Raw genomic sequence first — 25,673 nt, 5'->3', positions numbered from 1 at the left:
CGCGTACTCAGCCCCCTACGCCTCCTACGGCGCCGGTTTCACCACCATCGCCGAGCCGCCCCCTCGCCGGACCGTCTCCGCCGCCGCCAGCCACTTCCCGTTCGGCAGCCGCTGGACGCCCGTCGCCGCGCCGATCTCCGGGTTCTGGCGGAAGCCGTGGCCGATCGACTCGAGCTGAGTCCGGAGCGGGCTGTTCCAGAGGCCCGGTTCGAGTTCCGTGGTCGCCTGGTTGCGCTGGCTGGCGCGGGGCGCGGCGATCGCGTCGACGAGCGGGAGGCCTCGGTCGAGGAAACCGGTCAAGGTCTGCAGCACGGTCGTGACGATGGTCGCGCCGCCCGGCGAGCCGAGTGCCACCACCGGCTTTTCGTGCTGGTCCAGCACGATCGTCGGTGAGATCGACGAGCGCGGCCGCTTGCCCGGGCCCGGCAGGTTCGGGTCGTGCACGTCGGGGCTCGCGGGCGTGAAGGAGAAGTCCGTCAGCTCGTTGTTGAGGAGGAATCCGCGGTCCGGGACGGTGATGCCGCTGCCACCGGTCTGCTCGATGGTGAGGGTGTACGCGACCACGTTGCCCCACTTGTCGGCGGCCGTGAGGTGCGTGGTGTTCTCGCCCTCGTACGTCGTCGGCGCCGCCGTGCCGCCGGTGGAGCAGGCCGCCGGGCCGCGCGGGTCCCCGGGCGCCAGCGGGCTCGTCAGCACCGCGTCGTCGCGGATCAGGCACTCCCGCGAGTCGGCGTACTTCTGCGACAGCAGTTCCTTCGTCGGTACGTCCTCGAAGGCGGGGTCGCCCACCCAGCGCCCCCGGTCCGCGAACGCGATCCGGCTCGCCTCGATGTAGCGGTGCAGGTACTGGACGTCCGAGGCCTTCGAGAGGTCGGTCTTCTCAAGGATGTTGAGCGCCTCCCCGACCGTCGTGCCACCGGAGGACGAGGGCGCGATCGAGTAGACGCCGAGACCGCGGTACGACGTCTTCGTCGGCGCCTGCCGCTTCGTCCGGTACGCCGCCAGGTCCTTCAGGGACAGCTCCCCGGGGCGCGCGTTGCGGCCCGAGGCCGGGTCCACGGGCGGGTCGTTGACGGTGTCGACGATGTCCCGCGCCAGTTTGCCGCGGTAGAGCGCTCCGACGCCCTTGCGGCCCAGCTCCGCGTACGTACGCGCCAGATCCGGGTTCTTGAAGGTCGAGCCGACCACCGGCAGGTCGCCCCCGGGCAGGAACAGCTCGGCCGTGTCCGGGAAGTCCTTGAAGCGCGCCTGGTTGGACGCCGTCTGCGAGCGGAAGGTCGCGTCGACGGTGAAGCCGTCGCGCGCGAGCCGCTCCGCGGGCTTCAGCAGGGACCCGAGTCGCTTGCTGCCCCAGGCGTCGAGCGCCGTCTGCCAGGTGGCGGGCGTGCCGGGCGTGCCCACGCCGAGTCCGCTGGTCACCGCGTCGGCGAACGGGATCGGCTGGCCGTTCTCCAGGAAGAGCCCCGAGTCGGCGGTCAGCGGCGCCGTCTCTCGTCCGTCGATGGTGCGCACCGTGCGGGATTTGGCGTCGTAGTAGACGAAGTAGCCGCCCCCGCCGATGCCCGACGAGTACGGCTCGGTGACGCCGAGCGCCGCCGCGGTGGCGACGGCCGCGTCCACCGCGTTGCCGCCGCCCCGGAGGACCTCGACACCGGCGGCGGAGGCGTCCGCGTCGACGCTCGCCACTGCCCCGCCGTACCCGACGGCGACCGGCGTCTTCTCCACCCGCTGAGCCGCCGGTCCGGAGGACGGCGGTGCCGCGGCACCGACCGACAACACCGCGGCCGAAACCGCCCAGACAGCTAGATTCCGCGCAACCGAACGACGCATCCGCACCTCCCGTGAAGGACCGTCCGCGCAGCGTAACCGTCTCGCCATGACCTCGTCAGGTCCACTCGAACACCGGCTCGTCGGCCCGCTAGCATGCGCGCCCATGAATGACGTCGTGCGCAACATCGTCCTGGCTGTGATCGTGGCGGGCATCGGCGCCTCGCTGGGCTGGATCGCCCGGACCTATCTGTGGAGGCGCAAGCTCCACCGCAAGCAGGCTTTCTTCGGGCTGCCCGACAATTCCGAGTCGCTCCTCGTGGTCAACCGGGAGGCGGGCGGTGGCCCGGATCTGACGGTGACGCGTCACGACGTGTCCGCGCTGCTCGAACTCTCCGCGCTCATCAAGGACTGCGGCGCGCACGCGCAGATCGTCGCGCACGATGCGACCCAGCAGGGGTTCGGAGAGCGCACGGAGTTCTGCGTCGGCCACCCGGCCCCGAACCGCCGCATGGCGGCCCATCTGATATCCCTGCTGCCCGGCGTACAGGTGAACGCCGACCCCGAACCCGGCCCGGACCGGGGGGCCTTCCTGATCGGCAAGGAGCAGTACCGGCTGGAGCCGGGCCGCAGCGAGTACGTGATCCTCGCCCGGCTCACCGCGGACCAGGGACACAAGACCCGTCCGGTCTTCCTCTTCTGCGGCCAGCGGTCGATCACCACCCAGGCCGCGTCCCGCTACCTCGCCCGCAACCACGAACGACTCGCCCGCAAGCACGGCGACAACACCTTCGTACTGCTCCTGAAGGTCGTCAACTCCCAGGCGTACGGCCCGGACGTGGTCGAGCTGGTCGCGGACGTGACCCGCGCGGCGCAGACCCCTCTCCCTTCCGCGGCTCCCAGCAAATCCCACCGCTCCTCCTAGGTCTCTTCACATTTCAACGATCGTTACTCCCACGTAACTTACCGACGGGTTACCTCCGGTAAGGGCCTGCGGTTACCGTCGGGTCACTTTGCACTTACACGAGTGAGGAGTGACCCGTGGGAAACCCTCGCAAAGCCCTGCGCACCACCGCCGTGGGCGCCGTCTCGGCGAGCCTGATCGCCGGCACGACCCTCGGCCTCGCCCCCGCCGTGGCCGCGGCGCCCGTCGCGGCCGGCACGGCGGACGTCCGTTTCGTCGACATCACCGGCGACGGCGGCACCAACCTCAAGGCCAACGTCGTCACCCCCGCGAACGCCGACGGCACACGCCGCTACCCGCTGATCGTGCTGCCGACGAGCTGGGGCCTGCCCCAGGTCGAGTACCTCGCCCAGGCCCAGAAGCTCGCCGACTCCGGCTATGTCGTGGTCAGTTACAACGTCCGCGGCTTCTGGCAGTCCGGCGGGTACATCGAGGTGGCGGGCCCGCCCGATGTGGCGGACGCCTCCAAGGTGATCGACTGGGCCCTCGCCAACACCCCGGCCGACGCGCGGAAGGTCGGCATGGCGGGCCTCTCCTACGGCGCCGGCATCGGCCTGCTCGCGGCCGCGCACGACAAGCGCATCAAGGCGGTCGCGGCACTGAGCGGCTGGGCCGACCTGATCGACTCGATCTACTCGGGCCGCACCCAGCACTCCCAGGCGGCCGCCCTGCTGAACGGCGCCGGCACCCTCACCGGCCGCCCGAGCCCCGAACTCAAGCAGATCTTCAAGGACTTCTTCGCCTCCGACCTGTCCAAGGAGCAGGAGATCATCGACTGGGGGAAGAAACGGTCCGCGGAGACCTACGTGGACCGGATCAACGCGAACGGCCCGGCGATCATGCTGGCCAACGCCTGGGGAGACACCATCTTCCCGCCCAACCAGTACGCCGATTTCTACGAGCGGCTGACCGGCCCCAAGAGACTGGAACTGCGCCCGGGCGACCACGCCACCACCGAGGCGACCGGGCTGTTCGGGCTGCCCAACGACGTGTGGACCGACACCACCCGCTGGTTCGACCACTACCTCAAGGGCGAGGACAACGGCATCGACCGCGAACAGCCGGTCCAGCTCAAACCCCGATCCTCGGGCGGCTTCGAGGGCTACCCGGACTGGAAGTCGGTCGGCGCGACCCGGAAGAAGATCGCTCTCGCCGGCACCACGACGCTCCACACGAACGTCGATTCCGGGGCGAACGGCGGGATCATCTTCCTGTCCAGCATTCTCGACCAGGTGGCCCAGTTGCCCCCGATGGCGTCGATCCCGCTCCTGCCCCGGCGCTGGGCCGGCGTCTGGCAGTCCGAGAAGTACGCGAGCGCCCAACAGGTGCGCGGAACGACGAAGTTGCACACCACGGTCACCAGCACCAAGACGAGCGGCACCCTCGTCGCGTACCTGTACGACGTGGGCCCGCTCGGCCTCGGCAAGCTGGTCAGCAACGCGCCGTACACCTTCCACGAGCAGACACCCGGCAAGCCGTTCGGCGTCGACCTGGAACTGTTCTCCACGGCCTACGACGTCCCGGCAGGGCATCGTCTCGCTCTGGTCGTCGACACGGTCGACCCGCTCTACATCGAGCACAACCCGACCGGCGCGCAGCTGACCTTCTCCTCACCCACGACCGACCCGTCATACGTGTCGGTCCCGCTGCGTGAGCAGTGATCTCCGGCTGCTGCCGGGCGGGCCATTGCCCCTGAGCTACTGCGCGCCCGGCAGTAGCGTCCCTGGTTCAGCCGGAGCGGCGTCCACGGCCTCGGCCCCCACGGGGATGAACGGCACATCGTAGTTCACGGACATACCCGCCCCGTCAGTGGCTGAGGATCTTGGAGAGGAAGTCCTTGGCCCGGTCGCTCTGCGGGCTGGTGAAGAACCCCTCGGGTGTGCGGTCCTCGACGATGCGGCCGTCGTCCATGAAGGCGACGCGATTGGCGGCGGAGCGCGCGAAGCCCATCTCGTGGGTGACGACCACCATGGTCATGCCCTCGCGCGCGAGCTGCTGCATCACGTCCAGGACCTCGCTGATCATCTCCGGGTCGAGTGCCGAGGTCGGCTCGTCGAACAGCATCACCTTGGGGTTCATGGCGAGGGCGCGGGCGATGGCCACGCGCTGCTGCTGGCCGCCGGAGAGCTGCGCCGGGTACTTGGGAGCCTGATCGGCGAGTCCCACGCGGTCGAGCAGTTCCCGCGAGCGCCGGTCGGCCTCCTCCTTCTTGCGCCCGCGGGCCTTGACCTGCCCCAGCGAGACGTTCTGCAGGACCGTCTTGTGCGCGAAGAGGTTGAACGACTGGAAGACCATCCCGACGTCCGCACGGAGCTTGGCGAGGGCCTTCCCCTCCTCGGGCAGCAGCTGCCCGTCCAGTCTGATCTCCCCCGACTGGATCACCTCGAGCCGGTTGATCGCCCTGCACAGCGTCGACTTGCCCGATCCCGAGGGGCCGATGACCACGACCACCTCCCCCCTGCCGACGGTGAGATTGATGTCCCGAAGGACATGCAGCTCGCCGAACCACTTGTTGACGTCACGCAGCTCGATCAACGGATCGACAGCCATGATCTGCCCTACCCACTCTCAGCTGTGTCGATGGCCGCAAACTATCCAGGCACGCGTCACGTTCCTGCACGACACGCACTTTTCCGACATTAGCCGTATTTACGCCGATTTCCGAGGGGTGGGGGCAATCAAGGGGGCCCGGTCTACGCCTCCGCCACCTCGGCATACACATGCGAGAGCTCGGGCACGCCGCTGGACGCCCACTCGTGGCCGGAGGCAACCACGTCGATCTCCCGGCCCGACAGCAGCCGCACCACCGGCTGGCCATTGGGCCACACCTCCCAGAAGGCGCCGGGGACCGTGCGCACGATGACCGTGCCGAGGTAGAGACCCGCGTCGTTGCCGAGCCAGAGCAGGCTCTCCTCGTCGTCCCGCCAGCGCGGCAGCAACTGGTCGAGCGCCTCCAACGAGGTCGCGGAATCGTCGAGTTGGATCCCCGCCCGGTGCGCCTGCATGCGCAGCAGCTCGCATTCGGAGAGAAGTTCGGCCACTCCCTCACGATCACTCTCACTGTCGGAGAAGACCGCCACTCCCCTGGCGGGCCCTCGCTTCTTGCGCCAGTTGTCCAGGAAAGAGATGTTCATACGCCCAGAGTGGCATCCGTATCGCCCGACGCACCACAGGGCGCGCGGACGCGCCTGTTCCAGGCAAGTTCGCACGGAGTTAGCGCCCGGATCATTGACGAGTCCCCGCTGTCTCCTTAGCTTCGCGGAACATCTGTCGTCTCGTCAGAAGCGGGAGGTCGGTAGTGCGCCGACATGTCTGGGGTCCGGCCGTTGCTCTCGCACTTCTTTCGGTGGGGGTGCCGACAGCATCCGCGCAGGCCGCACGGGAGGCGCCGCCCGCCCGGACTCAGCCGCTCCCGTTGGAGCGCCTCTTCGACAACACGGCCGTCAGCGACGACGCCCGGCCCGGGGCGGCGGACTTCGACGGCGCGGGCGGCTCGCTGTCGGCGCAGGACCTGACCGCCGCGGGCTGGACGCCCGGCCGCTCGCTGACCGTCCAGGGTGCCGGGCTGACCTGGCCGCGCCGCGAGGCGGGCGGGCCGGACAACGTGCGCGCCGACGGCCAGTCCGTCCGGGTACGGGGCCGCGGCGACGCCCTCGCCTTCCTGGTGGCGGGCACGGGAGGCGACGCGGTGACGGGCACGGGTGTCGTGCGGTACGCGAACGGATCACGCTCCTCGTACCAGCTGACCGCACCGGACTGGCGCCGCGGCCCGCTCGCCACCAAGGCCGTGGCCCTGCCGCACATCAACACACCCGGTGGTCAACTCGCCGAGAAGGCACGGCTGTACGTCGTGACCGTGCCGCTCGCCCGAGGCCGGGACGTCGCCTCGGTCGAACTGCCGCGCGCGCACGACCTGCATGTGTTCGCGCTGTCGGTGCGCGCCGACAGGCCTGGCTGGACCGGCAGTTGGGCCGCCTCCACCTCCGGCTACACGGCGGTCGGGCCCTGGACGGACCGGACACTGCGCCTGGTGGTGCACACCTCGGCGGGCGGACCGCGCGTACGGATCCGGCTCGACAACACCTTCGCGGCCACACCCGTACGGATCGGCAGTGCGACGGTGGCCGTTCAGGCGTCCGGCGCGAGCCCACGGAGCGCGCCCGTGCCGCTGTCGTTCCGCGGCGCGGCGGGGGCCGAGATCCCGGCAGGCGCACAGGTGTTCAGCGATCCGCTCGGCTTCGACGTGCCCGCGGACACCAACCTGCTGGTGAGCTTCCATCTGCCGGGAACGGTGACCGCCGCGCCCGTCCACACCCAGGCCATCCAGCGGTCGTACGTCAGTGTGCCGGGCGACCACGCCGCTGCCGCCACCCCGGACGCGTACACCTCGACGATCACCAACTGGCCGCTGCTGACCGGTGTGGACGTGGGCGGCGGGCCCGGTTCCGTCGTGCTGCTCGGGGACTCCATCACGGACGGCGACAAGTCGACGCCGGACGGGAACCGCCGCTGGCCCAATGTGCTCTCCAGGCGACTGCTGAACCAGGACGCGGTGCCGCACTACGGCGTCCTCAACCACGGCATCTCGGCGAACCGCGTGGTCACCGACGTCTACTCCGGCGACGGCGTCTCCACCAGCACAGGTGGCGTGAGCGCACTGAACCGCCTCGACCGCGATGTCCTCGCCCAGACGTCGGCCCGGACGGCCCTCGTCTTCCAGGGCGTCAACGACGTCCGCTGGGGCGCGAGCGCGGACCAGGTCATCGCCGGACTGCGGAAGATCGCCGAGCGGGCGCATGCCCGAGGTCTGCGGGTCCTGGCCGCGACGATCGTCCCCTGCGAGGGCGAGACACGCTGCACGGCGGCGGCAGACGCACAGCGCGTGGCCGTGAACGCGTACATCCGGTCCAACTCCGACTTCGACGGCGTACTCGACTTCGACGCGGTGGTGCGGGACCCCGCCCACCCGGCGCGGATGCTGCCCGCCTACGACAGCGGGGACCATCTGCATCCGGGGGACGCGGGGTTGGCGGCGCTGGCGGACTCCGTGGACCTCAAGCTGCTGTAGGGCCTGTCGGCGTCACACGTCCAGGTCCACCACTACCGGGGCGTGGTCGGAGGCGCCCTTGCCCTTGCGCTCCTCACGGTCCACGTAGGCGTCCGTGACGGCCTTCGCGAAGGGCTGGTTGCCGTAGACCAGGTCGATGCGCATGCCGCGGTTCTTGGGGAAGCAGAGCTGGCGGTAGTCCCAGTAGGTGAACGGGTGGTCGTACTTGAGGGGGCGCGGGACCACGTCCGAGAGCCCTGCCTCACGGAGGGAGGCGAGGGCGGCGCGCTCGGCCGGTGTGACGTGCGTGGCGCCCTCGAAGGCGGCGATGTCGAAGACGTCGTCGTCCGTCGGCGCCACGTTGTAGTCGCCCATCACGGCGAACGGCCGGCTACCGCCCGCGTCACCCGCGACCGCCGCCTTGAGCGCCTCGAACCACTGGAGTTTGTACGCGAAGTGGGCGTGGTCCACCTCGCGTCCGTTCGGCACGTACACCGACCAGACGCGGACCGGGCCGCAGGTCGCGGAGACGGCCCGGGGCTCCTGGACCCCGTCGTAGCCGGGGTCGCCGGGCAGGCCCCTGACCACGTCTTCGAGGCCTATGCGGGAGATCACCGCCACGCCGTTCCACCGTCCCGTCGCGTGCACCGCCGACTCGTAGCCCAGTTCGCGGAGCTGGGCGGACGGGAACTGCTCGGCGGTGGTCTTGGCCTCCTGGAGGCACAGCACGTCCGTGTTCGTGCTCTCCAGCCAGGCCAGCAGCCTCGGGAGACGGGCGGTGATCGAGTTCACGTTCCAGGTGGCGATGCGCATGCCCGACAACTTACCGGCAGGGTCTGACAACGGAACCGCCGGAGGTATCGGGCGCTCAGCTCTCCGGCGCGCTCAGCTCTCCGGCGCGCTCAGATCTCCGCCGACGCGCCCGGTGCAAGCCGCAGGTGCTCCGATCCGCCCAGGCCGCCGATCTGACGGTCGTAGATCGGGCGCGCGAGGTCGGTGAGGAGCGCGTCATGGATGTCGTACGCGCGGTGCGGTTTGACCTCGCGTACGTAGTCGATCACTTCGGCGATCTTGTTCCATGGGGCCATCACCGGAAGCATCAGCGTCTCGACCGGCTGGTCGGGGACGGTGAGGGCGTCGCCCGGGTGGAAGACGCGGCCGCCGTCGACGAGATAGCCGACGTTGGTGATGCGCGGGATGTCGGGGTGGATGACGGCGTGCAGTTCGCCGTGGACCTGTACGTCGAAGCCCGCGGCGGTGAACGTGTCGCCGTGGCCGACGGTGTGCACGCGGCCCGGGAACGCCGCCGCGACCTGGTCGGAGACGGACTTCAGGGTCCACAGCTCGGCGCCGGGGCTGGCCTCCAGGCCGGCCCGCAGCCGCCCCTCGTCGAAGTGGTCGGGGTGCTCGTGCGTGACCAGGATCGCGTCCGCGCCGACCGCGGCGTCCTCCTCGCTGAAACCGCCGGGATCGATGACGAGCGTGCGCCCGTCCTTCTCGAGCCGGACGCAGGCATGCGCCTTCTTCGTGAGCTTCATGTGTTCCATCCTGCCCCCGACACCGAGCAGGATCATTCCTGGGGCGTGGTCTCCTCGCGGATCACCTTCTGGGCCACCCGGAAAGCGCTGTTCGCGGCCGGTACGCCGCAGTAGACGGCCGCCTGGAGGAGTACTTCCTTGATCTCGACCGGGGTCAGGCCGTTACGAAGGGCGGCCCGGGTGTGGAAGGCGAGTTCTTCGAGATGGCCGCCCGCGACCAGGGCGGTGAGCGTGACACAACTGCGGGAGCGTCTGTCCAGACCCGGTCGGTCCCAGACCTCACCCCAGGCGTACCGCGTGATGAACTCCTGGAAGTCTCCGGAGAACTCGTCCGCCTGGGCCAGCGCCCGGTCCACATGCGCGTCGCCGAGCACCTCGCGGCGGACCTTGAGGCCCGCGTCGTACGGGTCGGGCCTGCCGAGGACCTCGGGCTGCGCGACGGGGGCGATCTCCGCGAGTGGCATCATCGGCGGGGCCGCGGCCAGGACCGGCTTGACCGGGGGCGCCGAGATCGCCATCTGGTGGCCCGAAGTCGTATCGAAGGCGGGCTGCCAGGCGCTGGAGAAGTGTCGTACGAGAAGGTCGGTGACCGCGCCGGGCTGCTCCACGGGGACCAGGTGCGAGGCGCCGGGCACGACCGCGAGGCGGGCGTCCGGTATTCCGGCGACCAGTGTACGGGCCTCGGCGGGGCCGGTGACCTGGTCGTCGGAGCCGACGAGGACGAGTGTGGGAACGCCGACCCGGCCGAGTTCGGCCCGTACGTCGAAGGAGGCGAGCGCCTCGCAGGCGGCGATGTAGCAGCCCGGGTCGGTGGTGCGGACCATCTGCACCGCCCACTCGGTGATGGCGGGCTGCGCGGCGGCGAACCCGCTGGTGAACCAGCGCTCCGGCGATGTCCGCGCGATGGGGTCGAGGCCGTTCGTCCGTACGATCACACCGCGCTGCCGGAACTGGTCGGCCGTGCCGAAGCGCGGCGAGGCGGCGATCAGGGCGAGCGAGGCCATCCGCTCCGGGTGGCGCAGCGCCAACTCGATACCGATGGCACCGCCGAACGCGCAGCCCGCGTAGCCGAACCGCTGGACGCCGAGGCCGTCGAGCGTGCCCAACAGCCGCTCGGCGAGGTCGGCGACCGAGGCGGCCGGGTGCGCGGGCGCGCCGCCGTGGCCCGGCAGGTCGAACCGGAAGACCCGCCAGTGCTTGGTCAGCTCCGGGATCTGCCGGTCCCACATGTGCCAGGTTGTACCGAGTGAGGGACCCAGGATCAGGACAGGTGCTTGTTCTGGTCCGTCGAAGCGGTACTGCAGGGTGCTCGTCATCGTCTCGCTCACCCGGCTCACGCTCTCATATCTCACGATTTCTCACGCGCCTGGGGCAGGGCACTCTGCAGACCTCCTGCAGACCTCCCCACGTTGTGGCGGCATCGCGAAGATCCTCGACTGCCGGCTTCACATACCTCTGACCGCGCCCGAGATGCGCAGGACGGTCGCCGTGGCCGGACTTCGAGGTCACGTTTCCCCAGTCGCGTTTCCCCAGCTGCGCTACGACCCGACGATGGTGCGCAGAGCGGTGAGATGCGCCTGGTAGGCCTCCCGCCCCTGCCGGGTCAGGCGTAGCCAGACGCGTTGGCGGGTGTCGCGCACGGCCTTGCGCTGCTCGACATAGCCGGCCTCCATCAGCACGGTGACGTGCTTGCTCAGGACGGAGGCGGACACGTCGAGCTGCCGCTGGACCACGGAGAACTCGGCCTCGCCCGCGGTGTCGAGCAGGGCGCAGATCCGCAGGCGGTTGGGGGCATGGATGGTGGTGTCGAAGCCGTCCATGGGGTCGGTGGCGGCGCTGGTCACGAGGCCTTCCGGTGCAGGCGTACGAAGGTGAGGTGGAAGCCGATCGACACGGCGGCCCCGGCGGCTGAGGCGGCGAACAGCCACAGTGGCTCTCCGGTGGCACGGAAGGCGTGGGGCCCGCCCAGCAGCAGCGCGGGCAGCCCGATCGCCAGCGGCACGACGGCGCGCTTGGGCAGCACGTCCAGGCGTAGGGCCACGCCGGTCTTCTTGCGCCAGTTCGCCGCCGCGACACCGTACAGCGCCAGGTACCCCGCGGTCATCACCAGCATGATGACGCCCCAGACCGGACCGGGCAGGAGCCACTGGGGGTCCGCCAGCAGGCCCCCGTAGACCGGCGGGATGGCGGCGATGAACAGCGCGAGCGTGATGGCGAACCAGCGCGGCCACGGAGTGGCGGACAAGGCGGCGGCGGACGCCCTGACCTGCTCGGTGTCGGCCAGGGCGGCGCGGGCCTGCTGCGGGGTCGGGCGAAAGGCGTGTCCGTTAGTTTCCACAACGGAAAGACTAGCTTGTGTGTTTCCGGTACGGCAAGACACAAGTTTCCGCCATGGAAAGCGTTGGTCCCACGCGGGCGGCCGGGGCCGGGGCCGGGCTCAAGCGGCCGGGGCCGGGGGCCGGGCTCCGACTCGGGCGGCCCTCAGAGGTCGTTCGGGGTGCCGAGGCCTGTGAGGGCGCCGACCGGGTCGAGGTCGGGGGTGCCCCGGGGCCACCAGTCGTCGTGGCCCGGCTCCGATTCGTACGCGTACCAGAGACCGTCGCGGCCGAGGCGGAGTTGTATGTGACCGCGAGGGTGGGTGAGGTGGTTGCGCCAGGGGCGGAAGGCGGGGAGGTCGGCGGCCAGGAGGAGCGGGCGGGCGCGGTCGAAACGGCCCGCCGGCGGATCCCAGGGCTCTTCGAGGACGGCCAGTCCTTCGACTCCGCCCTGGCGCCAGGCGGCGACCGCGCGCGCCAGATCGGCCGGGGTGCGGCCGGCGGCGGAGGCGAGCGACTGGTAGAGGGCGCGGGTCGTGGCGGTGAGGCCGGAGCCGGGGCGGGTGGCCGCGAGGCGGACGGCGTCCTGCCAGAGCGTCAGCTCCGCGACCGGGTCGCGTCCCGTGGTGAGCAGCGCGTGCGCACGGGTGGCCGCGTCGGTGGCCAACTGGTCGAGGGCCAGCGGGTCCGGGCCGCCCGGTGCGGCCGGATAGGCCGGGGGTTGTTCGGGGTGCGCGGGCGGCGGTAGCGGTTGTGGAAGAGGGGGAAGCGTGCGGGGTGCGAGGGCGTCACGGGCACGTACGCCCGGGAGCGACGGTTCCTGTTCCTGGGCGGCGCGGGCCGACCGCGCGGCCAGGGCGGCGTTGCGCCGCGACAGCGCGTCCAGCAGGTCGCGTTCGCCCCGGCCGCGCAGCAGGAGGAGGACGAAGGGGTCTTCGTCCAGCAGCCTTGCCGTCTGGTAGCACAGGGCGGCCGCGTGCTTGCAGGGGTGACCGAAGTCGGGGCAACTGCAGTGCGGTTCGAGATCACCGGGCCCGGGCAGCAGCTCGACGCCGCATTCGGCGAGCGACTGGGGCATGTCCTTGTCGAGCAACGCCGCGATGTGCCCCGGCCGTTCGGCTGCCGCGTCCAGGAACCGCTCCCAGTCGCGGTCGGCGAGCGTACGCATCCGGATCTGCACCCGGTACGGCCGCGGCCGGCTCCCGTGCACATACGCGAGCACGAGCCCGGGCGTAACGGTGACGGCGTCCACGCGCCCCTTTCCCGCGTACACCCGCCCCCGCGCGAGCCGCGCCGGATCCAACGCGGTCTCCTCCAGCGCGGCCACCCAGGCGTTGCCCCACCACGTCTCGGCGAACCCGTCCGCACCGGGGGGCCGCGGCGGAAGGGCGGGGAAGGTACGCCGAAGCTCGCTGTCGCGGGCCGGGGTGGCGGCGCCCTGGTTGCCCCTCGCCGGGGGGCCGGGAGCGAAGGGGGGCGTGGAGCCGCCCTCTTCGAGCGTGGGCGCGGGCGCGGGCCCGGTGTGAGCGATGCCGCCTGGTTCATCGGACTTCGTCGGGCGGTCCTCTGTCCCGCCCAGCCACGGCGGCGCTTCGGACTCCGCGTTGCTCAACCGGTCCGGGCGCGACACTGCCCGCGCGCGGCGGTTCGCGGATCTCTGAGGTGGTTCGGAGACGGGGGCCTTCCCGTCAACGGGACGGCTCGGGCCACCAACACCCTTGCCCCCGGCCGTCGTACGAGCGGCCAGGCTCGCCTCGGTTCGCGCGGCACGCAACGCCTCACGGGCCACGTCACCAGGGCGCAGCGTACCGGCGGCCCCACCACCACCGCCGGGACGGTCGGCGGCCGACGGCTCGGACGTCTCCCCGGAGCGCTCGCCGCCCTCGGTGCCTGCCGCCGCTTCGGGCTGTCCGTCCTCCCCGCGAGTGGCAGCGCCACGCAGGGCCTCACGCACCACGTCACCCGGCCGAGGCCCCTGCGGCACGGTCCGCCGCCGGGCCATCTTCATCTCGGAGGGTCCCTGCTCCGCGTCCCCTCCCGCCGGTCGCCCCTCCGACGCGACGGAGCGGTGCTCCTCCGAGCCGCCGTCCGAGGCCCCGGCCGCGCCCCGCCGCGCGGCCCACAAGGCCCGTCGAGCCACATCCGCGGGCCGGGGCCGGGCCCCCGCGCCGGCCCCGGCCGAGGAACCGGACTCAGTCGACACCTCTGACTCAGCCGGGCGCTCTTCCGATGCGCAAGACCCTCCCGACAGCCACTCGTCCGAGACTCCGGCGTCCCCCGACTCGCGCTCGCCCGACGCGTAGGCCTCCGCGCACGCACCCTCGTCCAGCTCCGCATGCTCCCCCGACGCGCGCCCGTCCAACGCACCGCGCTCCTCCGGCGAACGCCCGCCCGCCGTATCCCGCCGACCCGTCGGAGACATCACACGGTCCTCCGGAGCGAGACCAGGTCCGACAGTTCGCGGTCGGTGAGTTCGGTGAGGGACGCCTCGCCGGAGCCCAGGATCGCGTCGGCCAGGGCCCGCTTCGATTCGAGCATTTCGGCGATGCGGTCCTCGACCGTGCCCTCGGTGATGAGGCGGTGGACCTGGACGGGCTGGGTCTGGCCGATGCGGTAAGCGCGGTCCGTGGCCTGTTCCTCGACGGCGGGGTTCCACCAGCGGTCGAAGTGGATGACATGGCCCGCGCGTGTGAGGTTGAGGCCCGTGCCGGCGGCCTTCAGGGACAGGACCAGGACGGGTGTCGCCCCGCTCTGGAAGCGGTCCACCATGTGTTCGCGCTCGGGCACCGGCGTACCACCGTGCAACAGCTCGACCGGTACCGCCCTGACCGCGAGGTGGGAAGTGATCAGCCGGGCCATCCCCACGTACTGGGTGAAGACGAGCGCCGAGCCGTCCTCGGCGAGCAGCGTGTCCAACAGCTCGTCGAGCAGGGCCAGTTTGCCGGACCGGGCCGCGAGACGGGCCGTGTCGCTCTGGCCGCCGGGCCTGCCTGCGGACACCCCTCCCGCGTCCTCCTTCAGATACAGCGCCGGGTGATTGCAGATCTGCTTGAGCGAGGTGAGGAGTTTGAGGACCAGACCACGCCGGGCGATGCCCTCGGTCGTCTCGATCGCCAGCATCGACTCGCGGACCACCGCCTCGTACAGCGAGGCCTGTTCACGGGTGAGCGGTACGGGATGGTCGGTCTCGGTCTTCGGAGGGAGCTCGGGGACGATGCCGGGATCGGACTTCTTGCGGCGCAGCAGGAAGGGGCGGATCAGCCGGGCGAGGCGGGCCACGGCCTCCTCGTCCTCTCCGTTCTCCACCGCGCGCGCGTGCCGCGCACGGAAGGACTTCAGGGGGCCGAGCAGTCCGGGCGTCGTCCAGTCGAGCAGGGCCCAGAGTTCGGAGAGATTGTTCTCCACGGGCGTCCCGCTCAGGGCGACCCGGGCCGGCGCGGGGATCGTACGCAGGGCTTTCGCCGTCGCCGAGTACGGGTTCTTGACGTGCTGCGCCTCGTCCGCGACGACCATGCCCCACGGCTGCTGGGCGAGCCGGGGCGCACCCGAGCGCATCGTCCCGTACGTGGTGAGGACGAAGCCGCCGTCCAGGTCGTCCAGCGTGCGGCCCGGTCCGTGATAGCGACGGACGGGGACGCCCGGGGCGAACCGGGCGATCTCCCGCTGCCAGTTGCCGAGCAGCGAGGCGGGGCAGACGACCAGGGTCGGCTCGCGGCGCGCCCGCTTCAGGTGGAGGGCGATGACGGTGACGGTCTTGCCGAGGCCCATGTCGTCGGCGAGGCAGCCGCCGAGGCCGAGCGAGGTCATGAGGTCGAGCCAGGCCAGCCCACGCAGTTGGTAGTCCCGCAGCCGCGCCGTCAGCCCGGCGGGCGGCTCGGCGGGTCGCACGCCCACCGTCAGCCGGTCCCGCAGCGCGGCCAGCGCGCCGACAGGCACCGCTTCGACCGTCTCGCCGTCGACCTCCGCGGTGCCGGTGAGCGCGGCGGAGAGGGCGTCGACCGGGTCGAGCAGGCCCAGTTCGCGCTTGCGGGCCTTGCGGACCAGTGCCGGGTCGACGAGCACCCACTGGTCGCGCAGCCGCACGACCGGCCGATGAGCTTCGGCCAGCGTGTCCATCTCGGCCTCGGTCAACGGATCCCCGCCGAGGGCCAACTGCCAGCGGAACTGGAGCAGTTCCTCGCTCTCGAAGAAGCCCGTGCCGTCCGTCGCGGAACCCGGTGCGGGGCGCACCACCGCCGCCGCGCTCAGGTCCTGGGCGAGGTCGCGCGGCCAGTGCACGGCGACACCGGCCGCGCCCAGGCGGGTCGCCGCGACGCCGAGCAGGTCGGACAACTCGTCCTCGGACAGGGCGAGTACGTCCGGCACGTCCTGCGCGGACAGCCGGTCCAGGGGAGGCCAGACGCGGGCCGCGCGGCGCACGGCCAGCGCCGCGTCGACACGGGCACGCGGCCCGAACATCGCGTCGGCGTCACCCGCCCACAGGGCCGCGGCGTCGACGACGAGGGTGGAATCGGCGAGGCTGTGCACCTGGACGATGGCCGCGCCCGCCCGCCTCGCCCGCGATCTGTCCTCGCGGCGCTCGCTGTCGTCACTGTCGTCGCTGTCGTCGAAGAGGTCGTACGCCGACAGGTCCAGACGCAGCGAGATCCGTACGCCCGCGTCCATGCCCGCGGCGACCTCCGCCGCCCAGTCCTGGGCGCCCGGCAGTCGCTGGGGCTCGCGCGCGGAGAAGGGTTTCCCGGCGGCGTACGGCGCGGCCGCGGTGCGCGGCAGTGTGTCGGCGACGGAGTCCAGGAAGGCGCGCATCAGCGCCTCCGGGTCGGGCACCTGAAGGGGGCCGCGGCCCGGAAGCGGTACGGCATGCCCTTCGTGCGGGAGGGCCGCCGCCATCGCCCTCAGGTGCGCGATGTCGTCCGGGTCGAGGGGCCCGGCTCGCCAGGCGTCATGGCCGTCACGCGTCAGGCCGGGCAGCAGGCGCCCGCGCGCGACGAGCCGCAGCGCGTGCAGGGCGGCGGCGCCCCAGCAGGTCGTGGAGGCGTGCGCCGAGGGGTCCTGCCTCGCCCGTACGAGCAGTGGCAGGGCCTCCCCGACCGTCAGCGTCAGCGCGGGCGCCGGTCCCCGCCGCACGCCTGCGCCGTGCCGTCGTACCACCGTGAGCTCGGTGTGCTCTCCGGCCGGAAGCGCTCCCCCGTCCGGATCCCAGAAGGCGATCCGCCCCTCGCGCGGCAGCGCGGCGGGCAGGAAGACGGCGGCGAGCCGACCGGGCACCGCGGTGTGCGCCACGTCCCCCACGCTCATGCTCCCCGCCACCTCCCTCGCCCGCCGGCCCCGTCAGCCCCGCCGACCCAGCCGGCACCGACGTGCCTGATGAGCCGAGTCGGATCACTCGTCTTCGACTGTACGGGCCGGGTCTGACAACGGAGTCCGGCGGCGGAGCGGGAAAGGATCAGGGAGTCGTCCGCGAGACCGCGTAGACCATGGGGTGGCCGCGCTTCGACCAGTTCACGACTATGTCCAGCGTGGGTGTCGGGTTCTTCCGCTCGCGGGTGAGGCCCGACCAGGGGCCGGGTCCTGTGAACTCCCAGCCGACGATCCGCCGGTCGCGGGCGGTGACGGCGAGCTCGTCCCGCTCCAGGGCGGCGCGGCTGGAGCCGATCCTCTTGAGGAACTTGTCGAGGCCTTTTTCGCTGGTGAGGAACTGGATGTACAGACGGCTGGTCTTCCAGTTGTTCGTCTCGTAGTACGCGACATGGTCCGAGCCCGACGGGACGGGCAGGTGGTAGAGACGGCGCTGGACCCGCGAGGGCCAGCCCTCGGTGAGGCCGGTCGCCGAGTACTTCTTCTCCTTGTCCTTGCCGCTGTCGCGGCTCTGGTTGGCGGAGATCACCAGGTAGCCGGCCGGGACGCCGATGAGCAGCACGATGATCAGCAGGGTGAGCGCACGTCGGCGGATCATGTGGCGACGGTCCTCGGACGGTCGCGACGGCTCGTCCGGCGGCGCCGCCTGGCGCGGCAGTGAGGGCATCACAGCGACCCCTGGGTCGTACGGCGCGATTCCACGTACCGCTCGTAGCGCTCGTAGCGCTCCACCCGGCGCCGCTTGGCGCGCCGGAAGCGGCGGGCGACGAGCCGGGCGAGGTCGGCGGCGCCGACCATGCCGGCCTCGGGGCCGAGCTGGGCGCGGGCGATGCGGGCCTCGGGTCGGTAGCCGCGACCGGTCAGATGGCGCCGGAAGGCGTCCCGCGCGGGGCCGATCAGCAGGTCGTCGGCCGCCGAGACACCGCCGCCGATGACGAAGCAGGACGGGTCCAGGGCAGCCGCGAGGTTCGCGATACCGACGCCGAGCCACTGGCCGATGTCCTGGAGGAGCTCGATGCACATGGCGTCGCCCTCGCGAGCCAGTTCGGTGATCATCGGGCCCGTGATCTCGGAGATGTTGCCCTTGACGTGCTCGACGATCCCGTAGGCCACCGGGGAGTCGGCGGCGGCGAGTTCGCGGGCCTCGCGGACCAGCGCGTTGCCTGAGCTGTACTGCTCCCAGCAGCCGCGGTTGCCGCAGGGGCAGCGGTGGCCGCCGGGCACGACCTGCATATGGCCGAACTCGCCCGCCACGCCGAACTTTCCGCGCTTGACCTGGCCGTCCTCCAGGATCGCGCCGCCGATGCCGGTGCCCAGCGTGATCATGACGAGGTGGTCCTCGCCGCGGCCCGCGCCGAAGCGCCACTCCGCCCAGGCGGCGCTGTTCGCGTCGTTGTCGACCAGGACGGGGACGGCGAGGCGCCCGGAGATGCGGTCCCGCAGCGGTTCGTTGCGCCAGGACAGGTGGGGCGCGAACAGGACGCGGTTGCGGTCGGCGTCGACCCAGCCGGCTGCCCCTATGCCGACGGCGTGCACGTCGTGCCGGTCGGAGAGATCCAGGACCAGTTCGACGATGGTGTCCTCGACGACCTTGGGGCTCTTGGACTTGTCGGGGGTCTCGGTGCGGACCTTCTCCAGGATGTTGCCGTCCGCGTCGACGACGCCCGCCATCACCTTCGTACCGCCGATGTCGATGCCGACGGTGGGGACGCGGGGCGCCGTCAGATGCGATCGGCGCTCGCGCGTCCCGACGGTACGCAGGACGGTGGCCCGCGCGGAGCCGCGGTGTGCGAGGTCGCGGTAGGTGCTCATCGCGCCGATTCTGCCTCACGCTGCCGCTGGGCTGCACGACGGAGTCCCTTGCCGTCGGCTTGGCGAGCCGTGGGCAGGTGCCGGTCGTTTGTTCGCTGCCGGTTCATTGTGGCTGGTCGCGCGGTTCTCCGCGCCCCTTACGGGGTACGGCCCTGCACCCATACGGGGCATGGCCAGGGATCTCGGCCCTCAGGGGCGTACCAGTAGCTGGAACTCGAACGAGTAGCGCGACGCCCGGTACGTGTGGGTGCCGAACTCGACGGCGCGGCCCGTGTCGTCGAAGGTGGTGCGCTGCATGGTGAGCAGGGGGGCTCCCTCGGGCTCGCCGAGGCGTTCGGCTTCCACCACTGTGGCGGCGCGCGCCCCGACGGACTGGCGGGCGCTGTGCAGCGTGATGCCGGCCGCTCGCATCAGTCGGTACAGGCCGGTGGCCTCCAGCTGCGAGCTCTCCAGGTCGAGCAGTCCGGGCGGCAGGTAGTTGCACAGGTACGCCACCGGCTCGCTGTGAGCCAGGCGCAGTCGCTCCACGCGGTGGACGTCGCTGCCCTCCGCCACCGCGAGGGCGGCGGCGACCTCGGCCGACGCCGGGACGACGGTGTTGACGAGGACCCGGGTCTCCGGTCGCTGGCCGGCCGCCTCGAGGTCGTCGTAGAGGCTGCTGAGCTCCAGCGGGCGCTTGACCTGGCTGTGCACGACCTGGGTACCGACGCCTCGGCGGCGTACGAGGAGGCCCTTGTCGACGAGGGACTGGATGGCCTGGCGGACCGTCGGGCGGGACAGGCCGAGCCGCCCGGCGAGCTCGATCTCGTTGCCCAGCAGGCTGCCGGGCGTCAGCTCGCCGTGCTCGATCGCCGCCTCGAGCTGCTGGGACAGCTGGAAGTACAACGGCACCGGACTGCTCCGGTCGACGCTGAGCTGGAGCGTCACGGTCGGATCCACTTCTGGTTTGGGCACGGAGCGAGCGTAGCTCTGGTGAATGATGACGGGAAGTTGTGAAGTTCGATTGTCCGGACAAACCATTGACAGAGTGCGGGGTCCGCCCTCAATTTGTTCCCATGCGCATCGGACTCATCGGAACGGGCCGTATCGGCACATTCCACGCGACCGCTCTCAGCCGCCACCGCGAGGTCGGCGGCTCTCTCATCGTCACGGACGCGGACCCGGCCCGGGCTCGTGAGCTCGCGGACCGCCTGGGCGCCACAGCGGCACCCAGCGTGGACGAGATCTTCACCTGGGGCGTGGACGCCGTGGTCATCACGGCGGCCACGTCGGCCCACGCCGAACTGATCGGTCGGGCGGCACGCGCCGGACTCCCGGTGTTCTGCGAGAAGCCCATCGCCCTCGACCTGCCCGGCACGCTCACCGCGCTCGCCGAGGTCGAGGCCGCCGGTACGGCACTGCAACTGGGCTTCCAGCGCCGCTTCGACGCCGGCTACGCCGCCGCGCGCGAGGCGGTGCGCTCGGGCCGGCTCGGACGGCTGCACACCGTGCGGGCGATGACGTCCGACCAGTCGCCGCCTCCAGCCGCGTATCTCCCGCTCTCCGGTGGCCTGTACCGGGACTGCCTGGTGCATGATTTCGACATCCTGCGGTGGGTGACCGGCCGAGAGGTCACCGAGGTGTACGCGATGGGTTCGGACGCCGGTCCCGGGATGTTCCGCGAGGCGAACGACATCGACACGGCCGCGGCCGTCCTCACCCTGGACGACGGCACGCTCGCCACGGCGACGTCGACCCGCATGAACGGCGCGGGATACGACGTACGCATGGAGCTGGCCGGTGAGCTGGACCAGATCGGCGTCGGCCTGGACGACCGTACGCCGATCGCCTCCACGGAGCCGGCCGGGCCGCCGCCCGCGAGCAAGCCGTGGACCGGGTTCCTGGAGCGATTCGCGCCCGCGTACGAGGCGGAGCTGCACGCCTTCGTCGAGGTCGTGCGCGGGGAGCGGACGAACCCGTGCGACGGGCGCGAGGCGCTGCACGCGCTGCGGATCGCCGAGGCGTGCGAACTGTCCCGGCTCGAACGCCGGCTGGTGTCCGTGGCGGAGATCCCGGACACCCCGGGCTGACTCACCGGCTGCGCCTCCTGCCAGGCTGTGGCCCCCAGGAAGTCTGCGCGCCTGAAGGCGAGCAGACTTCCTGACTCGTACCCGGACCCAACCAAAACGCCGAGGCTAGGACCCGTCTCCCTCCAAGAGCCCCGCGTCATAGGTCAACAGGGCGATCTGCACACGGTTGTTGAGGTCCAGCTTGGCGAGGATCCGGGAGACGTGGGTCTTGACGGTGGCGACGCTCATGAACAACTCGCTCGCGATCTCGGCGTTCGACCGCCCCCGCCCGACCGCGACGGCGACCTCGCGCTCACGGTCGTTGAGCGCGGCGATCCGCGTACGGGCGTTCGCATGCCGTGTGTCCGGGGCGGCGCCCGCGGCGTGCTCCATCAACTGCCGGGTGACGGTGGGCGACAGCACGGGATCCCCGGCCGCGACCCGACGCACCGCCGCCAGGATCTCCGCCGGCGGAGTGTCCTTGAGGACGAACCCCGCCGCGCCCGCCCGTAAGGCCCGCATCACCTGCTCATCGGCGTGAAAGGTGGTGAGCACCACCACCTGGGGCGCGTCCTGACGGCTCCTGAGCCTTTCGGTAGCGGTCAGTCCGTCCACGGTGGGCATCCGGATGTCCATCAGCACGACATCGGGCCGCGTGCGATCCACCAGCGCCTCCACCTCACCCCCGTCGGCAGCCTCCCCAACGATCTCGAGGTCGTCGGCGCCCCCCATCATGAAGGTCAGCCCGGCTCGGACCAGCGGATCATCGTCGACGAGGAGCAGACGGATCGGAGTCATGGGGCACACGTAATCACGGTTCCCGCCAGGACGGCACTCCGCACCCATCGGGCCGTGGCACCACGCTCACCGCTCCCACGGCAGCCAGGCCCGCACCTCGAACCCCCCGTCTCCCAGCGGCCCGTGGGCAAGCCGGCCGCCCGCCAGCATCGCCCGCTCGGTCAGCCCGATCAGCCCCTGCCCGGAGCCCGGCACCGGCGGGACCTCGCCCGACGGATCCGGATTGCGTACGGACACGGTCAGTCCGTCCCCCGGCGCTCCCGACACGGCGACCGTCACCTCCGCCCCGGGTGCGTGCTTGCGCGCATTGGTCAGGCCCTCCTGCGCGATCCGGTACGCGGTACGCCCGACGGAGGCGGGAGCGGAGGCCGCGTCGGCGACGCGGTTGTCGAGCAGCACCTTCATCCCGGCCTCACGGGACTCCGAGACGAGCGCCTCCAGCGCCGCGAGGGTCGGCTGCGGCCGCCCGGGCTCCCCCACCGCATCCCCGGGCCCGGCCCCGCCCTCGTCCCCGACCCCCCTCCGCAACACCCCGATGATCTCCCGCAGGTCCTGCAACGCGTCGTGCGCACTCTCCCGAATGACGCCGGCCGCCCGCGCCACCTCCTCCCTGGGTGCGTCAGGCCGGAACTCCAGCGCGCCCGCGTGGACGCTCAACAGCGTGAGCCGGTGGGCCAGGACGTCGTGCATCTCGCGCGCGATGGCCTCGCGCGCCAGGCGCTGGGCCTGTTCGGCGCGGAGGGCGGCCTCCGTCTCCGCGCGCCGGGCACGGTCGCGCAGGCTCAGCAGGAGCTGGCGGCGGGAGCGGACGAACATGCCCCAGCCGGTGATCGCGACGGCCAGCAGCACCCCGAGGATCACCGACGGGACGTAGCCCAGATCGGGGTCGGGCCGCAGCCAGTAGAGGAGCGGTACCAGGGCGGTCGAGACACCGCCGACGCAGGCCACGTACTTGAAAGGTCTGTGCACGGCGAGCGTGAACAGCGCGACCAGACCCGCACCGCCCGCCGTGACCGAGACGAAGGTGACGGGGACCATGGCCACGGCGAAACCGACCGGCCAACGGTGGCGCAGCCAGATCGCGGCGCAGGCGAACGCGCCGATCCACTGGTCGGCGACCTCCAGCGCGTACGGGGTGCCGGGCGCTTCGGGCAGGCTGTCCGCGGTGAGCAGACCGAGGACGACGGCCAGCAGGAAGACGGAGAAGTCGACGATCCAGTCGCGCACGGTGCGCCGGGGCCGCCCCGTCCGCCCGGCGCGCGCCACCCGGTCGGGGTCGAGCTCGGCGGCGACCGCCGAAGGGAGCAGCCAGCGGCGCCCGGGCAGAGGCAAAGGCAAAGGCAGCGCCTCCGACGCCGTCAGCGACGTCGCCCCCGGGCCTGCCCCCGCCCCCCGCATCCCCTCGTTACCCCTCACGGTCGACAAATCTACGCATCGGCGGACTCTCCCACAGCCCACAGCACATGATCACCGACCAAAGTCGCACCGTCGAAGACTTTCGGCTCGCCCCCACCGCTCCGGCCCGAGACTTCCGTCGGGACATACCTCGCCCCGCGGCCGATGAGCGTGGGGGGTCCGCGGGGCGAGGATCCTGGTATGAAGCAGGTTCTGGAGTTTCTCGGCGTGATCGCTCTCATACAGGGCGCGGCCGGTCTGATGCACGAGCTCACCGGCTGGCTGCGTGCCTGGCCCCTCGTGCAGAGGATCGGCCTTCTCGAGGGCTACGAGATCTACGCGAGCGTCGCTCTGCTGGTCCTGTCGATCGCGCTGTTCGCAGCCGCCGAGAGCCGGCGATCCGGGTGATCAGCAGCCGTAGTCGACCAGCCGGAACGAGGCGTAGTGGTCCGCCGTGTAGTAGTCCTCCTGCTGCTCCTCACCGGTGACGATGCGTCGGGCACCGCGCGTGTCGGAGCCGGGAGTGATCACCGTGTACTCGTGGTAGTAGCCGGTGCTCTGGTCCGGAAGGATGCCTTCCCTGTTCTGGAAGACGGTGCCGTCCTGGGGGTAGGGGAAGGGACCGCCCGACTCGATCAGGTCGAGCGTGTCGTGCGCCTGGGACGGCAGCGCGCTGTAGCAGACGTTGCCGACCGCGGTCGGCGCCGCGTTCGCGGGAATCGTGGCGGCGCCGCCTATGAGCAGGGCGGACATCAGAGAGACCAGGGCGCCGATGCGAGTGGTACGTGGGGGGAATCTCATGCCTTCTAGCATGACGCGCGTAGACCCTGGCATGTCAATGTCAAGGGCGACGTTTTTGCCCAGCAAGTCGGTTGAATTTTCCGGTAGTTAACCTGCCGCGCGACAGACACACCGGGACGACACGGCTCCCGTCCGCACGCTCTACGCGGTTTCCGTCGGAAGCTCGTACGAGCCGTATTCCGGACGTCCTGCCAGCTCGTAGGTGTGGATGGCGACGCCCTTGCTCGTGACGCGCGCCCCGGTGTGCCGGAACGCGGTCGGCAGCCCACCCTCGGCGAAGAGGCGGCGGCCCGTGCCGAGTACGACGGGGAAGGACAACAGGTGAACGGTGTCCACCAGGTCGAGCCCCAGAAGAGACTGTGCGAGGGCGCCGCTGCCGTGGACCTGGAGCTCTCCGTCGGTGTCCTCCTTGAGCGCGGTGACCTCCTTGACCAGGTCACCGTCGATCACCGTGGTGTTGGCCCAGTCCGGCTGCGTGAGCGTCGACGAGGCGACGTACTTGGGCAGGGAGTTGAGCTTCGAGGCGATCGGGTCGGCCGGATCGGTGACCTTGGGCCAGTGCGAGGCGAAGATCTCGTACGTACGGCGGCCGAGGAGGAACGCGCCCGCGTGGTCGAAGACCTCGATCATGAACCGTCCGAAGTCCTCGTCGCCGTACGGAACGCTCCAGCCGCCGTGCCCGAACCCACCGCTCGGGTCCTCGTTGGGACCGCCGGGGGCCTGGTAGACGCCGTCGAGGGTGACGAAGCTGGTGAGGGTGAGCTTGCCCATGACCGGTGCCTTCTTTCGATGTGGGTGGTGTCCTGTCATCAGCTCAGACCCCACGGACCCCCGCAACTCATCGGTCCCGCCGTCCAGGTGTGAACTCGGCGTCCGATCGCCGCCAGCACCGGAGGGCGACGGCCGGTGTGATGAAGCCATGACTTCTCACGACATCAGGAACGCCCCGCAAGACACCCTGCACGGCAAAGTGGCCCTCGTGACCGGCGGCAGCCGTGGGATCGGGGCGGCGACGGCGCTCCGGCTCGCCCGTGCGGGCGCGGACGTGGCCGTCACCTACGTACAGGGCAAGGAAGCCGCGCAGGACGTCGTACGGGGCATCGAGGCGCTGGGGCGGCGCGGCGTCGCGCTGCGGGCGGACGCGGCGGACGCGGCCGAGGCGGTGGAGGCCGTCGAGCGGGCCGCGACCTCGTTCGGACGGCTCGACGTGCTGGTCAACAACGCCGGCGTCGGACTTCTCGGGCCCCTGCCCACGTTCTCCCTCGCGGACGTGGACCGCGTCCTCGCGACCAACGTCCGTGGCGTCTTCCTCACCTCCCAGGCAGCCGCCACGCGGCTGGTCCCCGGAGGCCGCATCATCATGATCGGCAGCTGTATGACACAGCGTGTACCGGGCCCGGGCGGCACGCTCTACGCGACGAGCAAGTCCGCTCTGATCGGCCTGACGAAGGCGCTCGCCCGTGAGCTGGCCGATCGTGGCATCACCGCGAACATCGTCCATCCCGGTCCCATCGACACCGACATGAACCCGGCGACCGGTCCGTACGCGCCCGGTCAGAGCGCGGACACGGCTCTCGGGCGGTTCGGCTCCGCGGAGGAGGTGGCGTCGATGGTCGCGTATCTGGCGGGGGGTGAGGCGGGGTATGTCACGGGGGCGGAGTTCTCGGTGGATGGCGGACATGCGGCGTAGGTGACCGGGGGTTTTCGCCCCCGCCGCCCCTACCCTCCCCCAAGCTCTCGGCTTCGCTCGAGCAGGGGGGACCCCCATCATCCCGTACCTGGGGGCTCCGCCCCCAGACCCCCGTATCGGCCTGAACGGCCTCGTCCTCA

The 25,673-nt window shown here is 71.3% G+C and carries 23 protein-coding genes; 6 read left to right on the top strand and 17 right to left on the bottom strand.

Translation table 11 applies throughout. The features are described 5' to 3' along the window. Positions 1–24 precede the first annotated feature (24 nt). The gene (ggt, locus tag FGD71_RS33510) at positions 25–1,830 is read right to left on the bottom strand and encodes a gamma-glutamyltransferase (protein ID WP_119104339.1); all 1,806 of its coding nucleotides are present in this window, start codon (positions 1,828–1,830) and stop codon (positions 25–27) included. Between the two features lie 103 nt (positions 1,831–1,933). Between ggt and FGD71_RS33505 the strand changes: the two genes are divergently transcribed. Both FGD71_RS33505 and FGD71_RS33500 read left to right on the top strand, forming a co-directional pair. Then, a complete protein-coding gene (locus FGD71_RS33505; RefSeq protein WP_119104338.1) occupies positions 1,934–2,692 on the top strand; it encodes a hypothetical protein in 759 nt (252 codons plus the stop codon). Between the two features lie 116 nt (positions 2,693–2,808). Next, positions 2,809–4,392, top strand: coding sequence for an alpha/beta fold hydrolase (locus FGD71_RS33500; RefSeq protein ID WP_119104337.1), 1,584 nt, complete (start codon positions 2,809–2,811; stop codon positions 4,390–4,392). Positions 4,393–4,537: 145 nt separating this feature from the next. Here FGD71_RS33500 and FGD71_RS33495 read toward each other — a convergent pair whose 3' ends face one another. Together FGD71_RS33495 and FGD71_RS33490 are read right to left on the bottom strand one after the other, a co-directional pair. Next, positions 4,538–5,281, bottom strand: a complete 744-nt coding sequence (locus tag FGD71_RS33495; protein ID WP_119104336.1) for an amino acid ABC transporter ATP-binding protein — start codon at positions 5,279–5,281, stop codon at positions 4,538–4,540. A gap of 143 nt (positions 5,282–5,424) precedes the next feature. Continuing rightward, entirely contained in the window at positions 5,425–5,865 is a 441-nt protein-coding gene (locus FGD71_RS33490; protein ID WP_119104335.1) for a DUF6278 family protein, read from the bottom strand. Positions 5,866–6,077: 212 nt separating this feature from the next. Here FGD71_RS33490 and FGD71_RS33485 point away from each other — a divergent pair, with 212 nt between their 5' ends. Beyond that, on the top strand, positions 6,078–7,799 hold the full coding sequence (locus FGD71_RS33485; protein WP_420878372.1) for an SGNH/GDSL hydrolase family protein: 1,722 nt from the start codon (positions 6,078–6,080) through the stop codon (positions 7,797–7,799). A 12-nt stretch (positions 7,800–7,811) separates the two neighbouring features. Here FGD71_RS33485 and FGD71_RS33480 read toward each other — a convergent pair whose 3' ends face one another. The 10 genes from FGD71_RS33480 to FGD71_RS33435 all read right to left on the bottom strand — a co-directional run bounded on the left by FGD71_RS33480 (position 7,812) and on the right by FGD71_RS33435 (position 19,728). Further along, the gene (locus FGD71_RS33480) at positions 7,812–8,591 is read right to left on the bottom strand and encodes an exodeoxyribonuclease III (RefSeq protein WP_119104333.1); all 780 of its coding nucleotides are present in this window, start codon (positions 8,589–8,591) and stop codon (positions 7,812–7,814) included. Positions 8,592–8,680: 89 nt separating this feature from the next. Then, the gene (locus FGD71_RS33475; protein WP_119104393.1) at positions 8,681–9,316 is read right to left on the bottom strand and encodes an MBL fold metallo-hydrolase; all 636 of its coding nucleotides are present in this window, start codon (positions 9,314–9,316) and stop codon (positions 8,681–8,683) included. A 32-nt stretch (positions 9,317–9,348) separates the two neighbouring features. Further along, entirely contained in the window at positions 9,349–10,644 is a 1,296-nt protein-coding gene (gene pcaDC, locus FGD71_RS33470) for a bifunctional 3-oxoadipate enol-lactonase/4-carboxymuconolactone decarboxylase PcaDC (RefSeq protein WP_119104332.1), read from the bottom strand. A 210-nt stretch (positions 10,645–10,854) separates the two neighbouring features. Further along, positions 10,855–11,160 carry a transcriptional regulator gene (locus FGD71_RS33465; RefSeq protein WP_240436889.1) on the bottom strand — a complete coding sequence of 102 codons (306 nt, stop codon included), beginning with the start codon at positions 11,158–11,160 and terminating at the stop codon, positions 10,855–10,857. Next, positions 11,157–11,654 (bottom strand): hypothetical protein, encoded by a 498-nt coding sequence (locus FGD71_RS33460; protein WP_119104331.1) that lies wholly within the window; start codon positions 11,652–11,654, stop codon positions 11,157–11,159. Before FGD71_RS33460 ends, FGD71_RS33465 begins: the two co-directional genes overlap by 4 nt. 143 nt (positions 11,655–11,797) lie before the next feature. Next, on the bottom strand, positions 11,798–13,639 hold the full coding sequence (locus FGD71_RS33455) for an SWIM zinc finger family protein (protein ID WP_240436888.1): 1,842 nt from the start codon (positions 13,637–13,639) through the stop codon (positions 11,798–11,800). Between the two features lie 413 nt (positions 13,640–14,052). Then, a complete protein-coding gene (locus FGD71_RS33450; protein WP_119104329.1) occupies positions 14,053–16,929 on the bottom strand; it encodes a DEAD/DEAH box helicase in 2,877 nt (958 codons plus the stop codon). Positions 16,930–17,077: 148 nt separating this feature from the next. Then, a complete protein-coding gene (locus tag FGD71_RS33445) occupies positions 17,078–17,659 on the bottom strand; it encodes a sugar kinase (RefSeq protein WP_119104328.1) in 582 nt (193 codons plus the stop codon). Continuing rightward, positions 17,656–18,801: an ROK family glucokinase gene (locus FGD71_RS33440; protein WP_119104327.1), complete on the bottom strand. Its 1,146-nt coding sequence runs from the start codon at positions 18,799–18,801 to the stop codon at positions 17,656–17,658. The genes FGD71_RS33445 and FGD71_RS33440 overlap by 4 nt, the downstream gene beginning before the upstream one ends. 189 nt (positions 18,802–18,990) lie before the next feature. After that, the gene (locus FGD71_RS33435; RefSeq protein WP_119104326.1) at positions 18,991–19,728 is read right to left on the bottom strand and encodes a GntR family transcriptional regulator; all 738 of its coding nucleotides are present in this window, start codon (positions 19,726–19,728) and stop codon (positions 18,991–18,993) included. A gap of 128 nt (positions 19,729–19,856) precedes the next feature. Here FGD71_RS33435 and FGD71_RS33430 point away from each other — a divergent pair, with 128 nt between their 5' ends. Continuing rightward, positions 19,857–20,870, top strand: coding sequence for a Gfo/Idh/MocA family protein (locus FGD71_RS33430; RefSeq protein ID WP_119104325.1), 1,014 nt, complete (start codon positions 19,857–19,859; stop codon positions 20,868–20,870). Between the two features lie 105 nt (positions 20,871–20,975). Here FGD71_RS33430 and FGD71_RS33425 read toward each other — a convergent pair whose 3' ends face one another. Then, positions 20,976–21,647 carry a response regulator gene (locus FGD71_RS33425; RefSeq protein WP_119104324.1) on the bottom strand — a complete coding sequence of 224 codons (672 nt, stop codon included), beginning with the start codon at positions 21,645–21,647 and terminating at the stop codon, positions 20,976–20,978. 66 nt (positions 21,648–21,713) lie between these two features. Continuing rightward, positions 21,714–23,045 (bottom strand): sensor histidine kinase, encoded by a 1,332-nt coding sequence (locus FGD71_RS33420; protein WP_119104323.1) that lies wholly within the window; start codon positions 23,043–23,045, stop codon positions 21,714–21,716. Between the two features lie 198 nt (positions 23,046–23,243). Between FGD71_RS33420 and FGD71_RS33415 the strand changes: the two genes are divergently transcribed. After that, the gene (locus FGD71_RS33415) at positions 23,244–23,450 is read left to right on the top strand and encodes a hypothetical protein (protein WP_119104322.1); all 207 of its coding nucleotides are present in this window, start codon (positions 23,244–23,246) and stop codon (positions 23,448–23,450) included. Here FGD71_RS33415 and FGD71_RS33410 read toward each other — a convergent pair whose 3' ends face one another. Together FGD71_RS33410 and FGD71_RS33405 are read right to left on the bottom strand one after the other, a co-directional pair. Further along, the gene (locus FGD71_RS33410; protein ID WP_119104321.1) at positions 23,451–23,843 is read right to left on the bottom strand and encodes a guanyl-specific ribonuclease; all 393 of its coding nucleotides are present in this window, start codon (positions 23,841–23,843) and stop codon (positions 23,451–23,453) included. Positions 23,844–23,984: 141 nt separating this feature from the next. After that, complete coding sequence (locus tag FGD71_RS33405) at positions 23,985–24,614, bottom strand: dihydrofolate reductase family protein (protein WP_119104320.1); 630 nt, start codon at positions 24,612–24,614, stop codon at positions 23,985–23,987. 148 nt (positions 24,615–24,762) lie between these two features. Here FGD71_RS33405 and FGD71_RS33400 point away from each other — a divergent pair, with 148 nt between their 5' ends. Continuing rightward, on the top strand, positions 24,763–25,533 hold the full coding sequence (locus tag FGD71_RS33400) for an SDR family oxidoreductase (RefSeq protein WP_119104319.1): 771 nt from the start codon (positions 24,763–24,765) through the stop codon (positions 25,531–25,533). Positions 25,534–25,673: the final 140 nt, after the last annotated feature.

Origin of the sequence: Streptomyces sporangiiformans (assembly GCF_005768555.2) — a bacterium.
GTDB lineage: Bacteria > Actinomycetota > Actinomycetes > Streptomycetales > Streptomycetaceae > Streptomyces > Streptomyces sporangiiformans.
This window is presented reverse-complemented; position numbering and strand designations above follow the sequence as displayed.

Coding starts and splice junctions, on each gene's coding strand:
- ggt (WP_119104339.1), bottom strand. CDS start 1,830: ATGCGTCGTTCGGTTGCGCGGAATCTAGCTGTCTGGGCGGTTTCGGCC.
- FGD71_RS33505 (WP_119104338.1), top strand. CDS start 1,934: ATGAATGACGTCGTGCGCAACATCGTCCTGGCTGTGATCGTGGCGGGC.
- FGD71_RS33495 (WP_119104336.1), bottom strand. CDS start 5,281: ATGGCTGTCGATCCGTTGATCGAGCTGCGTGACGTCAACAAGTGGTTC.
- FGD71_RS33490 (WP_119104335.1), bottom strand. CDS start 5,865: ATGAACATCTCTTTCCTGGACAACTGGCGCAAGAAGCGAGGGCCCGCC.
- FGD71_RS33480 (WP_119104333.1), bottom strand. CDS start 8,591: ATGCGCATCGCCACCTGGAACGTGAACTCGATCACCGCCCGTCTCCCG.
- FGD71_RS33475 (WP_119104393.1), bottom strand. CDS start 9,316: ATGAAGCTCACGAAGAAGGCGCATGCCTGCGTCCGGCTCGAGAAGGAC.
- FGD71_RS33455 (WP_240436888.1), bottom strand. CDS start 13,639: ATGAAGATGGCCCGGCGGCGGACCGTGCCGCAGGGGCCTCGGCCGGGT.
- FGD71_RS33450 (WP_119104329.1), bottom strand. CDS start 16,929: ATGAGCGTGGGGGACGTGGCGCACACCGCGGTGCCCGGTCGGCTCGCC.
- FGD71_RS33440 (WP_119104327.1), bottom strand. CDS start 18,801: ATGAGCACCTACCGCGACCTCGCACACCGCGGCTCCGCGCGGGCCACC.
- FGD71_RS33430 (WP_119104325.1), top strand. CDS start 19,857: ATGCGCATCGGACTCATCGGAACGGGCCGTATCGGCACATTCCACGCG.
- FGD71_RS33425 (WP_119104324.1), bottom strand. CDS start 21,647: ATGACTCCGATCCGTCTGCTCCTCGTCGACGATGATCCGCTGGTCCGA.
- FGD71_RS33420 (WP_119104323.1), bottom strand. CDS start 23,045: ATGCGGGGGGCGGGGGCAGGCCCGGGGGCGACGTCGCTGACGGCGTCG.
- FGD71_RS33415 (WP_119104322.1), top strand. CDS start 23,244: ATGAAGCAGGTTCTGGAGTTTCTCGGCGTGATCGCTCTCATACAGGGC.
- FGD71_RS33410 (WP_119104321.1), bottom strand. CDS start 23,843: ATGAGATTCCCCCCACGTACCACTCGCATCGGCGCCCTGGTCTCTCTG.
- FGD71_RS33405 (WP_119104320.1), bottom strand. CDS start 24,614: ATGGGCAAGCTCACCCTCACCAGCTTCGTCACCCTCGACGGCGTCTAC.
- FGD71_RS33400 (WP_119104319.1), top strand. CDS start 24,763: ATGACTTCTCACGACATCAGGAACGCCCCGCAAGACACCCTGCACGGC.